Source organism: Phaeobacter sp. JH20_02 (assembly GCF_048056915.1).
Lineage (GTDB): Bacteria > Pseudomonadota > Alphaproteobacteria > Rhodobacterales > Rhodobacteraceae > Phaeobacter > Phaeobacter bryozoorum.
The window spans coordinates 976,229-989,962 of sequence record NZ_JAYMVP010000022.1 but is presented as its reverse complement, the minus strand read 5'-3'; the positions used below and the strand labels follow the sequence as shown (position 1 = coordinate 989,962).

13 protein-coding genes are annotated in these 13,734 nt (G+C 60.0%); 10 read left to right on the top strand and 3 right to left on the bottom strand.

Features of this window, described 5'->3' with window-relative positions; all coding sequences use genetic code 11:
- Window positions 1-128 precede the first annotated feature (128 nt).
- A complete protein-coding gene (locus VWY34_RS11510; protein ID WP_340545479.1) occupies window positions 129-425 on the top strand; it encodes a DUF6477 family protein in 297 nt (98 codons plus the stop codon).
- A gap of 128 nt (window positions 426-553) precedes the next feature.
- On the opposite strand, the gene VWY34_RS11505 is transcribed toward VWY34_RS11510, so the two are convergent.
- Window positions 554-2,107 (bottom strand): trimethylamine methyltransferase family protein, encoded by a 1,554-nt coding sequence (locus tag VWY34_RS11505; protein WP_416535996.1) that lies wholly within the window; start codon window positions 2,105-2,107, stop codon window positions 554-556.
- 237 nt (window positions 2,108-2,344) lie between these two features.
- Here VWY34_RS11505 and guaA point away from each other — a divergent pair, with 237 nt between their 5' ends.
- The 9 genes from guaA to VWY34_RS11460 all read left to right on the top strand — a co-directional run bounded on the left by guaA (window position 2,345) and on the right by VWY34_RS11460 (window position 12,467).
- Window positions 2,345-3,913 (top strand): glutamine-hydrolyzing GMP synthase, encoded by a 1,569-nt coding sequence (guaA, locus tag VWY34_RS11500; protein ID WP_340545477.1) that lies wholly within the window; start codon window positions 2,345-2,347, stop codon window positions 3,911-3,913.
- Window positions 3,914-4,059: 146 nt separating this feature from the next.
- Window positions 4,060-5,613 (top strand): hypothetical protein, encoded by a 1,554-nt coding sequence (locus tag VWY34_RS11495; protein ID WP_416544331.1) that lies wholly within the window; start codon window positions 4,060-4,062, stop codon window positions 5,611-5,613.
- A 106-nt stretch (window positions 5,614-5,719) separates the two neighbouring features.
- On the top strand, window positions 5,720-6,622 hold the full coding sequence (locus tag VWY34_RS11490; RefSeq protein WP_416544330.1) for a DMT family transporter: 903 nt from the start codon (window positions 5,720-5,722) through the stop codon (window positions 6,620-6,622).
- Between the two features lie 106 nt (window positions 6,623-6,728).
- Window positions 6,729-7,886, top strand: coding sequence for an OmpP1/FadL family transporter (locus tag VWY34_RS11485; protein WP_340545474.1), 1,158 nt, complete (start codon window positions 6,729-6,731; stop codon window positions 7,884-7,886).
- Between the two features lie 200 nt (window positions 7,887-8,086).
- Window positions 8,087-8,950 carry an ATPase gene (locus VWY34_RS11480; protein WP_340545473.1) on the top strand — a complete coding sequence of 288 codons (864 nt, stop codon included), beginning with the start codon at window positions 8,087-8,089 and terminating at the stop codon, window positions 8,948-8,950.
- Between the two features lie 65 nt (window positions 8,951-9,015).
- Window positions 9,016-9,933, top strand: coding sequence for a homoserine O-acetyltransferase MetA (gene metA, locus VWY34_RS11475; RefSeq protein ID WP_340545472.1), 918 nt, complete (start codon window positions 9,016-9,018; stop codon window positions 9,931-9,933).
- Window positions 9,923-10,927 carry an alpha/beta fold hydrolase gene (locus VWY34_RS11470; RefSeq protein WP_416538707.1) on the top strand — a complete coding sequence of 335 codons (1,005 nt, stop codon included), beginning with the start codon at window positions 9,923-9,925 and terminating at the stop codon, window positions 10,925-10,927. Before metA ends, VWY34_RS11470 begins: the two co-directional genes overlap by 11 nt.
- Before the next feature lie 60 nt (window positions 10,928-10,987).
- Window positions 10,988-11,857, top strand: a complete 870-nt coding sequence (gene ppk2, locus VWY34_RS11465) for a polyphosphate kinase 2 (RefSeq protein WP_416544329.1) — start codon at window positions 10,988-10,990, stop codon at window positions 11,855-11,857.
- Window positions 11,850-12,467 carry a TetR/AcrR family transcriptional regulator gene (locus VWY34_RS11460; protein ID WP_340545469.1) on the top strand — a complete coding sequence of 206 codons (618 nt, stop codon included), beginning with the start codon at window positions 11,850-11,852 and terminating at the stop codon, window positions 12,465-12,467. Before ppk2 ends, VWY34_RS11460 begins: the two co-directional genes overlap by 8 nt.
- A gap of 101 nt (window positions 12,468-12,568) precedes the next feature.
- On the opposite strand, the gene rpsI is transcribed toward VWY34_RS11460, so the two are convergent.
- Both rpsI and rplM read right to left on the bottom strand, forming a co-directional pair.
- Window positions 12,569-13,054 (bottom strand): 30S ribosomal protein S9, encoded by a 486-nt coding sequence (gene rpsI, locus VWY34_RS11455; RefSeq protein ID WP_416536010.1) that lies wholly within the window; start codon window positions 13,052-13,054, stop codon window positions 12,569-12,571.
- A 5-nt stretch (window positions 13,055-13,059) separates the two neighbouring features.
- Window positions 13,060-13,518, bottom strand: coding sequence for a 50S ribosomal protein L13 (gene rplM / locus VWY34_RS11450; protein WP_260101830.1), 459 nt, complete (start codon window positions 13,516-13,518; stop codon window positions 13,060-13,062).
- Window positions 13,519-13,734: the final 216 nt, after the last annotated feature.

The following is a 13,734-nucleotide window of genomic DNA, read 5'->3' as shown; positions in this document are numbered from 1 at the left end:
GAGCATCATTGGTTTCAAATTTTCATCAATCAATATCGAATAGACCGTTCGCCGAACCGGCCCCTTCGGCAACACCCGCCTCAGTTGTGTTACACAGCGCTATCAACAGAGCTGGAAAGGACATGACGATGCAGGATATCTTTGGTCATCTGGCCGCTTTGCGCCGCCCTCGACTGTTGGTGCGGACCGCGCGGATCGGCGCGCGGGACTATAGTCGGCGGCGCGATTTGAAACGGGTGCTGGGCTATGGCACCCTGCCGAAACCGGCCGCTGCGGTGATGCGGCTGCTGGATCTCGAACACGATTACAACCGCCAGCGCGAGTCCGGCGATGCCGGGTATTCACTGACCCGCCATGTCGATGTGCTGATTGCCCTGATGGGCGAGGCCGAGGGGCTGCGCCGCCCGACCCTTAAAGTCGCCTGAGACCGTCGCCAGACAGGATGGATCCCAGGGCAGACCACCGGCCCGTAACGCAAAACGGCGGCCCCGAGGGACCGCCGTCTGCCTGCCAGCCGGGCTGGCATATATCAGAGTGCCGCTCTCAGCCGGTCTTACATGAAGGCATCGGGCATCGAGGCTTTCTTCTCGGCGACATAGGCCTCCAGCCTGCTCAGCACTTCAGGATCGAGCGGCGGCGCCTGATAGGCGTCGAGCAGCGTTTCCACCCGGCTGCTGGCCAATGCAACGGTGTCACGCGCACCTTCTTCTTCCCAGGTTTCAAAGGGCTTGTAGTCCAGCAGCTCGGATTTCCAGAATGCGGTCTTGAAATTCGCCTGCGTATGGGCGCAGCCAAGGTAGTGACCACCGGGACCAACCTCGCGGATGGCGTCCATGGCCTGGGCTTCCTCGTCCACGGCAACACCTTTGGCAAGACCATGCAGCGCGCCCAGCTGATCGGCGTCCATCACGAACTTCTCGAAATCGGCAACCAGACCGCCCTCGAGCCAGCCGCAGGAGTGCAGCTGGAAGTTCACGCCCGACAACAGGCCCATGTTGAGCGAATTGGCGGTTTCATAGGCCGCCTGCGCGTCGGGCAGCTTGGAGCCACAGAACGATCCGGCCGAACGGAACGGCAGGTTCATCCGGCGTGCAAGCTGACCGGCCCCATAGGTCACCAGCGAGGCTTCCGGCGTCCCGAAGGTCGGCGCACCGGAGTTCATGTCGATCGAGGATACAAAGGCGCCGAAGATCACCGGCGCACCGGCGCGGATCAGCTGGCTATAGGCCACGCCTGCCATCACCTCGGCCAGAACCTGTGTCAGCGTACCGGCAACCGAGACCGGTGCCATGGCACCGCCAACGATAAAGGGCGAGATGATGCAGGCCTGGTTGTGGGCGGCGTAGACCTCCAGCGCACCCATCATCACATCGTCAAAGGTCATTGGCGAGTTGATGTTGATCAGCGAGGTCATCACGGTGTTGTCGCGCACGAAATCCTTGCCAAAAAGGATCTCGCACATCTCGATGGAATCCTGCGCCCGGCTGGGCTCGGTCACCGACCCCATGAACGGCTTGTCGCTCAGGGTCATATGCGCCATCAGCATGTCGAGGTGGCGTTTGTTCACCGGTACGTCGGTCGGCTCGCAAACGGTACCGCCGGAATGGTGCAGCCATTTGGACATATAGCCCAGCTTCACGAATTTCTGGAAATCATCCAGCGTCGCGTAACGGCGCCCGCCCTTGGCATCGCGCACAAACGGCGGGCCATAGACCGGTGCCAGCACCATGTTCTTGCCGCCGATGACCACGGATTTCTCCGGGTTGCGGGCATGTTGGGTGAATTCGGACGGGGCCGTCTTGCATAGCTCGCGCGCCAGGCCGCGCGGGATCCGAACCCGCTCGCCATCAATCGTGGCCCCGGCCTCGCGCCAGCGCTCCAACGCGCCGGGGTTGTTCACGAAGTTGACACCGACCTCTTCGAGGATGGTTTCGGCGTTGGCTTCGATGGTCTGCAGCGCCTCTTCGCTCAACACTTCGAAATTCGGAATATTCCGCTCGATGTATTTTGCGGTATCAATCTTGACGCCGGTTCGTTCTGCGCGACGGGCGGCACCACCGCCTCCACGAGCGCGACGGCGCGGTGCTGCTGGAGCTGCTTCTGTCATGGTTGTTCCTCACCACAGGCATTTCGTTGCTGGTGTGATTATAGCGCCCAAGACCAAAGCCGCCGCAGGATTACGGCCATTGAAGTTGAAAAGCGACATTCCCGACAGGTTTCTCGCGCCTGCGGCCCGATATCGGCCGTAAGAGGCCGCGCGACAACCGGATCAGAGATTGTGCAAACGCGGCCCGAAACACGAAAATACCTTGCGAATTTCGCGCCGCTGCCCTATGGCGCGTGCATGACAGAGACATCCCACGACCGCCTTCTCATCATCGACTTTGGCAGCCAGGTCACGCAGCTGATTGCGCGCCGCCTGCGCGAACTGAATGTCTATTGCGAAATTCACCCCTACCAGAATGTCACGATGGATTTTGTGCGCGAAATGGCGCCCAAAGCCGTGATCTTTTCCGGTGGCCCGGACAGCGTGACCCGCGAAGGCAGCCCCCGTGCGCCGCAGGAAATCTTTGACCTTGGCGTGCCGATCCTGGGGATCTGCTATGGTCAGCAGGTGATGATGCACCAGCTGGGCGGCAAGGTGCTCTCCGGCCATGGCACCGCCGAGTTCGGTCGCGCCTATGTGACGCCGACGGTCAGCAGCCTGCCGCTGCTGGATGGCTGGTTTGCAGATGACAGCGACCGCGAACAGGTCTGGATGTCTCACGGCGATCATGTCAGCGAAATCGCGCCCGGTTTTGAGGTCTACGGCACCTCGCCCAACGCGCCTTTTGCCATCACCGCCGATGTGTCGCGCAATTTCTACGCGGTTCAGTTCCACCCGGAGGTGCATCACACTCCTAATGGTGCGAAACTCTATGAGAATTTTGTCAAGATCGCAGGTTTCACCGGCGACTGGACCATGGGTGCCTACCGCGAACAGGCGATCCAGGCGATCCGCGATCAGGTGGGCGACAAGAAAGTCATCTGCGGCCTCTCCGGCGGCGTTGACAGCTCGGTTGCGGCGATCCTGATCCACGAGGCCATCGGCGACCAGCTGACCTGTGTGTTCGTGGACCACGGGTTGCTGCGCAAGAACGAGGCCGAAGAGGTCGTCACGATGTTCCGTGACAACTACAATATTCAGCTGATCCACGCAGATGAAAGCGATCTGTTCCTGGGCGAACTGGACGGCCAGTCCGACCCGGAAACCAAGCGCAAAATCATCGGCAAACTGTTCATCGACGTGTTCCAGAAACACGCCGACACGATCGACGGCGCCGACTTCCTGGCGCAGGGTACACTCTACCCGGATGTGATCGAATCCGTGTCCTTCTCGGGCGGGCCGTCTGTCACCATCAAGTCGCACCACAACGTCGGCGGCCTGCCGGAGAAGATGGGCCTGAAGCTGGTCGAGCCGCTGCGCGAGCTATTCAAGGATGAAGTCCGCGCGCTTGGCCGCGAACTGGGCCTGCCGCAAAGCTTCATCGGTCGCCACCCCTTCCCCGGACCGGGCCTTGCGATCCGCTGCCCCGGCGAAATCACCCGTGAAAAACTGGAAATCCTGCGCGAGGCGGATGCGATCTATATCGACCAGATTCGCAAGCATGGTCTCTATGATGAAATCTGGCAGGCCTTTGTGGCGATCCTGCCTGTTCGCACCGTCGGTGTGATGGGCGACGGCCGCACTTATGACTATGCCTGCGCCCTGCGCGCGGTGACATCTGTCGATGGTATGACTGCCGATTATTACCCGTTCAGCCACGAATTCCTGGGTGAAACCGCCACGCGGATCATCAATGAGGTCAAGGGTATCAACCGCTGCACCTATGACATCACCTCGAAGCCTCCGGGCACGATCGAGTGGGAATAATCTAAGCCCCTGAAACCCCGGCCAACTGGCCGGGGTTTTTCTTTTATAGAAAGCCCTGAATTTATTCTACTTTCACTGATGTCTTAACAGTTTCAAAAACTCTATTTGCGAGGTTTCAGTGAAGTTCTATTGGGAGAATCTCTGGAATGATTATCTGCCATCCGCTCAAACTGATTTTCATTAAGACCAAGAAGGTTGCTGGAACCTCGTTTGAAATCGCACTGTCCAGCTATTGTGATGAAAGCAGCATCATCACACCAATCAGCCCAAAGGATGAAGAGAGGCGGAGGGCGTTGGGCTATCCCGGCCCTCAGAACCATCAGACCCAGACTTGGCCGGATGGAAACGGGGGCACGCAGGTTTTCTTCGATCACATGACCGCCGGACAGATCCGCGCCGCAGTTCCTCAGGATATCTGGGAGACCTATACCAAAGTAACGATCCGGCGCGATCCCTACGATGCCATGGTTTCCCGCTACTACAACGAGGCGATGGATCAGAGAGATGTTCCGCTCGATATCTTTGTCCGACGCTACCGCAGCCTGTTGAGCGAAAACCGCCGTATTGCACCACTGGATGGTTCGAATTCCGCAGATGTCGTGCTGCGCTATGAGCATCTAGAGGAGGATATAAATGCGCTCGATATCGACGGGCTTTGGGAGCGGTTTTCGAACCTGAACGCCAAGGCGCCGATGCCTGCGAAAACTGGCGCTGATGCGCCCAGGCTCTTCACAGCCCACCCGGAAGCGGCGGACGTGATCGAGGTCGAGGCCGTCGGCGAAATTTCCCGGTTCGGCTACACCCGCCCGGCACTGGCTGCCGCAGTCCCAACGCTTGCCACGCAGGTGTCAGAAAACGCTCAACAACGCTTAAAGCCTGAATTCATCTTCACCCTCTCAGCCGGACGTACGGGCACCGCATGGCTTGCGAAATTTCTGGGTGAGAACCTGAATATCCCGTCGGTGCATGAGCCGCTTGGCGCGAATGACTATGGCATTCGTATGCCCGGTATCGGACACATGCGTGGGTTCAATACCTACGGGATGAACGCGAATGTCTGCGACTTCTGGGAGGGCAAACTGGGCAACCTGCAAGCCCCCTATGCGGAAAGCAACCATACATTGGGCAAATGCGGGTTGATTGAGGCACTGGTGGAACACGGTTTAGCGCCGCGAACCAGCGTGATCATCCTGCGCCGCAACCTTGGCAAACAAATCGCAAGCTATGTGAACCGTAATGATTTCTGCAATATTACAATACCTTGGCAATGGTACCTGCATCCGACCTACAATCACAAGATCCTCGACCCCGCGCCGTTCGAGCAAATGGGCGAAATCGGCATGGCGATCTGGTATGCGCTGGAGATGGAAGTGCGCTACGCCTACTACAAACAACTCTACGGCGACCAACTCCACTTTATCGAAACCACGCTGGAGCAGGCCACGACGCCGGATGGCGCTCGAAACCTGCTGCGAGAGCTGGGCCACACCGCAGGAGCGATCCTGCCTCAGAAGGTCAATGCGTCGCCACAAGTCAGCGCCACGACCAATGCGCTGGTTGAAGAAATCGAGACGCTGCTGTCACGTTTGGGGTTTGATGCCGACACGATAGCGAAGGAGTATATCGAGCGCGGGAACCGGCTGGACCTCCCCTCACTGCCCCACACGGCAATGCTCAAGCAGACGGTAGCCGCCGAATAGACGCCTGTTCTGCGCGGCCCGGATCCGCGACCGCCGCCGCGCAGAGATGACTTGACCCGCCTGCTAAATTAGCCCTTCTTCGTGACCAACGGGCAAAGGGGCGGCCATGGCGCAGGGTGAGTTAAGAATAGGCACGGCTGCGCTCTGGATGGTCGGGGCGATTGTCTCGTTTTCCTCGATGGCCATCGCTGGCCGCGAAGCCGGGTTGAGCCTCGACACCTTTGAGATCATGACCTATCGCAGCGCCGTCGGGCTGGTGATTGTTGTCATCTGTCTGACCGCCACCGGCAGCTGGGGCCAGGTGCGGCGCGATCGGCTGGGCCTGCATCTGATCCGCAATGCCGCCCATTTCACCGGACAGAACCTGTGGTTCCTTGCGGTAACGCTGATCCCGCTTGCACAGGTTTTTGCGCTGGAGTTCACCTCGCCGCTCTGGGTGCTGCTGCTGTCACCGCTGCTGCTGGGCGAGCGGCTGACGAAGCCCCGCGTATTGGCCGCCGCGCTAGGCTTTGTCGGCATTTTGATCGTGGCCCGCCCCAGCCCGGAGACGCTGAGCCTTGGCGTTTTTGCGGCAGCGGCCTCAGCCATCTTCTTTGCGCTGACCATCCTCTTCACCAAAAGGCTGACCCGGCACGAGCCCATCAGCTCCATTCTGCTCTGGCTCACACTGCTGCAACTCGGCATGGGGCTGGTTATATCGGGGTGGGACGGGCAGATCACTCTCCCAAATGCCGCAACGGCACTTTGGCTGCTGATTATCGGCTGCGCCGGGCTTGCGGCGCATTTCTGCATGACCAAGGCGCTCTCCATTGCCCCGGCCACCGTTGTGGTTCCGATTGATTTCGCCCGACTGCCCACCATCGCCGTGGCCGGAATGTTGATTTACGGTGAAGCGCTTAACCTCTGGGTATTGATCGGGGCTGCGGTGATTTTCTGCGCAAACTACATCAATATTCTGGATGCCGCCGGACGTTTCCGCGCGCCCCGCCGACACGGTCATTCTGCCTGATTTTCTTGCCGTTGATTGCCTTTGCGTCAACATTGACCGAAAAAATCCCCCTTGCTAGCGTTTCGCAATGTAAAACCAGGCGCCCAAGTCTGGACAGGGAGGAACAATGAAACGCTATCTTGCAACGTCAGCAGCGCTGGCGCTGGCTTCCGGCGCAGCTATGGCAGGCGGTCTTGACCGCACCGGCCAGCCCGTTGGGATCATCTTTGAAAAAGGGAACTACGCAGAGCTCTCGTTCTCGCACACCAACCCGGATGTAACCGGCACGGACGTGCGGACGCTCAACCCTGCCGGAACCCCGAGCGGCAATGTCGCACTGAGCTTCAACCAGATTTCCGGTGGCATCAAATACGACCTGAACGACCGCGTATCGTTCTCGATGATTTTTGACCAGCCGTGGGGGTCGGACGTCAGGTATCCGAGCGCAGATGCCAACCCGATCACACCCGGCTCTTTCTTGCTTGGCGGAACCACAGCGATTGCCGATTCAGAAGCAATCACCGGGATCGTTCGCTACAAGTTCAACGAGAATTTCAGCGTGCACGGTGGTATTCGTTACCAGCAGATCAAGGGCGACATCACCCTGAAAGGGCTTGCCTATAACAGCCCCTTGACACCCGGCAATGATCTCGACGGTTATAACGTCAGAGTAGCGCGTGATGGCGCAGTTGGCTGGCTGGTTGGTGGTGCCTATGAGCGTCCCGACATCGCCCTGCGCCTGGCTGTGACTTATCAATCTGAGATCGAGCATACCTTCGCCACCACCGAAAGTCTGCCGGATGTCCCGGGCACGACCTTCAACGGATCGACGACAACCAAGACTCCTCAGTCGCTTAACGTTGATTTCCAGACCGGTATTGCTAAGGACACGCTCCTGCTGGCCGGTATTCGCTGGGCCGAGCATAGTGTCGTCAAACTACGCCCCAGCACTGCCAATGTCGATCTGATCGACCTGTCTGACTCGGTGTCCTACACGCTGGGTGTCGCGCGCCGGTTCAACGAAAATCTAGTCGGCTCGATCAGCCTCGGCTATGAAGCCGAAGACAGCGACAATCTGGTGTCGCCGCTGGCCCCGACCAATGGCTACAAGAGCATCTCAGTCGGGCTGCAATACACCAAGGATCAGTTCAAGATCTCGGGCGGCGTGCGCTATACCGACCTTGGCGATGCCTTTGCTGAGACCGGAACGCCGGATGTCGCCCGCGCCTCCTTCAGCGGCAACAAGGCGGTCAGCGTTGGCGTGAAGTTCGGCTACTACTTCTGATCCTGGCGTAGACCTGCGTGCGCCACAGGCAGCGCTGGAACAAAGACAGGTACAGGACCAGTTCTCCCCCGCATCCTATGGTGCGGGGGTTTTGCGTGGTCCATCGCCAGCCGCCGCGCCCAGGTCCTCCAGCGCTGCCGATTGACCCGCAGGCCCGGGGCGATTAGCAAGGCAAGGAACCAGAAGGGACCGGATTTCACATGCTCTATTCGTCTGCCGAAGATTGGCGCAATGCGGCGCATAAGCGGGTTTTGTTCTTTGGCATGTCCGGACTGGGCAAAACCTATATCAGCAATATTCTGCGCGGCGCGGGCAGCTGGTTCCACTACTCGATCGATTATCGGATCGGCACCCGATACATGGGCGAATATATCGCCGACAACGCCAAGGCAGAGGCGATGAAAGTGCCGTTTCTGCGCGATCTGCTGCTGTCGGATTCGATCTATATCGGCTCCAATATCAGCTTTGAAAACCTGACACCCGTTGCCTCCTATCTGGGCAAGCCCGGCAATCCGGCCAAGGGCGGGCTGGCAATGGCGGAATATACCCGCCGCCAGGACCAGTTTCGCACCGCGGAACTGAACGCGCTGCGCGATACCGGTTATTTCATCGACCGGGCCGAGCGGCTCTATGACTATCCAAATTTCATCTGCGACACCGGCGGCAGCATCTGCGAATGGGTCGATGCCAATGATCCAAGCGATCCGCTGCTGAGCGAGCTTGCTAAACACACGCTGATGGTCTGGATCAAGGGGGACGACGCCCATACCCAGGAGCTGATCCGCCGGTTTGATCGCGCCCCCAAGCCCATGGCCTATGAACCGGCTTTCCTCGCCCGCGTCTGGCAAGAGTATCTAAAGGAAAACCACCTATCTGAAAACGAGGTGGACCCTGACAGCTTCATCCGCTGGACCTATGCCCAGGCGCTGGCCCATCGCCAGCCCCGCTATGCCGCCATGGCTAAGAACTGGGGCGTGACGGTCACGGCGGATCAGATTTCGGGCATCCGCAACGAGGCCGATTTCACAGATGTGATTGCGGGCGCTCTTGAGGCGCGCGGCTAGGCCTTCTACATCACAGCGCCAAGACTCCGTCCAGAACGGGCGGAGCATAGACCAAAGGACACGATATGCCGATCAAGATCCCTTCTGACCTGCCCGCCTATGACGTTCTCACGAACGAAGGCGTGATGGTCATGTCACCGGATCAGGCGGCCCGTCAGGATATCCGTCCGCTGCGCATCGGCCTGCTCAACCTGATGCCGAAGAAGATCCAGACCGAGAACCAGTTTGCCCGGCTGATCGGTGCCACCCCGTTGCAGATCGAGCTGTCCCTGATCCGCATGACCGAACATCAGACCCGCAACACCGCCGCAGAGCATATGGCGGAGTTCTACCGGCCGTTCCAGGAGATCAAGGACGAGCGTTTTGACGGTCTGATCATCACCGGCGCGCCGATCGAACATCTCGAGTTCGAGGATGTCACCTATTGGGATGAGCTGTGTGAGGTCTTTGACTGGACCCAGACCAATGTGCATTCCACCTTTGGTGTCTGCTGGGGCGGCATGGCGATGATCAACTATTTCCATGGGGTGAAGAAACACCTCTTGGATCACAAGGTTTTTGGCTGTTTCCGGCATCAGAACCTTGATCCCGCATCCCCCTATCTGCGGGGGTTTTCCGATGACTGCGTCATTCCCGTGTCGCGCTGGACCGAAATCCGTCAATCCGAAATTGATGCCCGACCCGGCCTGCGCAGCCTGCTGGGCAGCCCCGATGCCGGCCCCTGCCTCATTGAGGATCCCAGCCACCGTGCGCTCTATATCTTCAACCATTTCGAATACGACAGCGATACGCTGAAGCAGGAATATGATCGCGATATCGCCAGCGGCACGCCGATCAATATTCCGATGAACTACTACCCGGACGACGATCCCAGCCGCAAACCGCAGAACCGCTGGCGCAGCCACGCGCATCTTCTTTATGGCAACTGGATCAATGACATCTACCAGTCCACCCCGTTTGATATGGCGCAGATTGGGCGTTAAGCGCGTGCTGACAGCCGGTCTGATTCTGGCGCTTGCGGCTGGCGGAACGCTGTGGCGGGCCAAGGCTCGCGAGGCGGACGCCATCGCCGCCTATCCGCCGCTCGGCAGCTTTGTCACGGTTGATGGCCAGCAGCTGCACCTGCTTGATCTGGGGCAGCCGACACCCCGGCCCGACGGGCTGCCTGCGGATGCGGCAGCGCCGGATCTGGTGTTGATCCACGGCGCCAGCGGGCACATCCGCGATATGACCTTCCGGCTGGCCCCGGCCCTCAGCAGCCGCTTCCGGGTGATCATCGTGGATCGCCCCGGGCTGGGCTATAGCGATCCCACCGGTGGCGCGCAGGCGTCCCTCAGCAAGCAGGCCGCCATCATTCGCCAAGCGGTTGCCGCTCTGGGTGCAGAGCATCCCATCGTGCTGGGCCAGAGCTATGGCGGCGGTGTCGCCCTCGCCTGGGCGCTGGATGCGCCCGACAGCCTCTCGGCGCTGGTCACGGTCGGCGCGGTCTCCCATCCTTGGCGGACGCCGCTCAGCACCTTTTACAAGGTCACTTCCTCGCCGCTGGGCCAGCGGCTGGCGGTGCCGCTGCTGACCGCCTATGTGCCCGAAAGCACCATTCGCGACACCCTGACCGAGGTCTTTGCACCGCAGGCCGTGCCAGCGGGGTATTTCGAACATTTCGGCCCGGGGCTGACCCTGCGCCGCTCCGCGCTGCGGGCCAATGCCCGCCAGCGGGCCGACCTTCTGGCCGAAATCAGAGCGATGGCCCCCCGCTACGGCGATCTCAGCCTGCCCATTGAGGCGGTTCATGGCAGCGCCGACACCACGGTGGGGCTGGATCTGCACGCGCGCCAGCTGGAGCGCGATGTCCCCTCGCTGAACCTCACGGTGCTGGATGGCGTCGGCCATATGCCACATCAGGTGGCCACCGATGCGGTTGTGGCGGCAGTAGACCGGGCGGCGGCGCGGGCAGCTACGGCACGGAATTTGCGTTAAAACGATTCACATTTCGCCGCAAAGCCCCATATAAGGGACAGAAGACAGAAGGAATTTTCTATGCCCCTGCCCTTTGACGGCGCAATCAGCGCGTTCTACGAGACCAAGGCCCCAGAGGAAATCCGCGCCGCGATCAAAGCTTCGCAGAAGGATGACCTGCTGGATCCGGGCTTTCCCTATGACACGCGGATGAGCCGCAAGCGCTATGAGAAAGAGATGGCGCGGCTTCAGATCGAACTGGTCAAGATGCAGTCTTGGGTGCGTGAGACCGGGGCACGGGTCGCCATTCTCTTTGAAGGGCGCGACGCCGCTGGCAAGGGCGGCACCATCAAACGGTTTCGCGAAAACCTGAACCCGCGCGGAGCGCGGATCGTGGCGCTGTCAAAACCCAGCGAGCGGGAACAGACCCAGTGGTATTTCCAGCGCTATATCACCCATCTGCCCGCCGCAGGTGAGATCGTCTTCTTTGATCGCAGCTGGTACAATCGCGGCGTGGTCGAGCCGGTCTTCGGCTTTTGCACCGACGGTCAGCGCGAACGGTTCTTTGATCAGGTCAACGGCTTTGAGGAGGCGCTGGTCGAGGATGGGATTCAGCTGTTCAAGATCTGGCTCAACGTCGGACGCGCCGAACAGCTGCGGCGGTTCATCTCGCGCGAGACCGATCCGCTGAAGCAGTGGAAACTCAGCCCGATCGACGTCAAAGGTCTGAGCCTCTGGCAGGAATACTCCACCGCCATTACGGATACGCTGACACGTAGTCACACCGAGCACGCCCCCTGGACCATCGTGCGCTCCGACGACAAGCGCCGGGCCCGGCTGGCCGCCATTCGCCGGGTGCTGCACGCCGTCGATTACACCAACAAGGACGCCAAAGCGCTTGGCGATCTGGATGATTCCATCAGTGGCGGACCGGATCTCTGGGATGCCTAAGCGGGGGTATCACCACGGCAACCTGCGCCAGGCGCTGGTCGAAGCCGCACTGAAGCTGATCGAGGCCAAGGGCCCAACCGGCTTTACCCTGTCGGAGGCGGCCAAACAGGCCGGCGTCACCCCGGCCGCGGTCTATCGTCACTTCAACGGGCGCGAGGATCTGATCGCCGAGGCAGGCCGTCAGGGCTATGTGATGTTTGCCGATCTGATGCAGCACGCCTATGACAAATATCAACCTTCGGCCCTGGCAGCGTTTGAAGCGACGGGCCGGGCCTATCTCGCCTTTGCGCGCAAACATCCAGGCCATTACATCGCGATGTTCGAAAGCGGGATCTCCGTCAACCGTACGCCTGAGCTGGCCGAGGCCGCCAACCGCGCCCGTGCCATTCTGGAACGCGCCGCCGCAGATCTGAGCAAACATATCCCGGCCGAAAAACGCCCGCCCGCCTCGATGTTCTCGGCGCATGTTCTGGCGATGAGCCATGGCGTGGTGGAGCTCTATGCCCGGAACTCTCCCGGTGCGGCCTCCCCCTTCCCGCCCGAGGATCTGCTGGAGAGCGGCATCGGCATCTACCTGCGCGGACTGGGCCTGATCGAACCGGACAGCTAAGACTGACCGCTGCGCAGGCTCAGGCAGCATTCGAACAATCCACACAAAGAAAAGGCCGCAGATTGCTCTGCGGCCTTTTCCAAATCCATGTGATCCAGCGATTAACGCTTGGAGAACTGGAACGAACGACGCGCTTTGCGGCGGCCGAATTTCTTACGCTCGACAACACGGCTGTCGCGGGTCAGGAAGCCTGCGGCTTTCAACGCGCCACGCAGCGACGGATCGTACAGCTGCAGTGCTTTGGAGATGCCGTGCTTGACCGCGCCGGCCTGACCGGAGAGGCCACCGCCCTTGACGGTTGCGTAGACGTCGAATTCGCCTTCGACACCGGCAACCTGGAACGGCTGGCGCAGGATCATCTGCAGCACGGGGCGTGCAAAATATGCGTTCAGCTCTTTACCGTTGACGGAGACCTTGCCGGAACCCGGCTTGATCCAGACGCGGGCAACCGCGTCTTTCCGCTTACCGGTGGCATAGGCACGGCCCAGCTCGTCGCGAACGGGTTCGCGCACGATGGTTTCTTCGGCTACGGTTTCTACGCCTGCAACGGCGCCGAGCTCTTCGAGAGTGTTGATCTGATCAGCCATCGGTCTCAGCTCCGGGTGTTTTTCTTGTTCATGGATTTGACATCCAGAACCTCGGGGGACTGGGCTTCATGCGGGTGCTCGGCACTTGCATAGATGCGCAGGTTGGTCATCTGCTGACGCGACAGACGGTTGCCGGGCAGCATCCGCTTGACGGCCTGATAGACAACGCGCTCGGGGTGGGCACCGTCCAGGATTTCCTGTTTGGTGCGGGATTTGATACCACCGGGGTGGCCGGTGTGCCAGTAGAAGTGCTCTTCGCGCTTCTTGCCGGTCATCTGGATCTTGTCAGCGTTGATCACGATGACATTGTCGCCCATATCCATGTGAGGAGTGAAGGACGGCTTGTGCTTACCACGCAGGCGCATGGCGACGATCGAGGCAAGACGGCCCAGCACCACGCCTTCGGCGTCGATGATGATCCACTTCTTCTCGATGTCTGCCGGTGTAGCAGAGAAGGTTTTCATAGCAGGTCAATCCTGTTTGACGTGAAGGGCACCCCCAAAACGGCGCGCCCGAATTCGATGGACGGGGTTTACGGCAGGCCTGCGCATAGGTCAACACCCTGAAATCATATTAAAACGTTTAAATACAGTACCTTACAAAATAGGTATTATAATACCCCATATTTGAACACCCTCGGATACGCTCCTGCCCCGATCCAGACCGCATCTGTCGTCGCG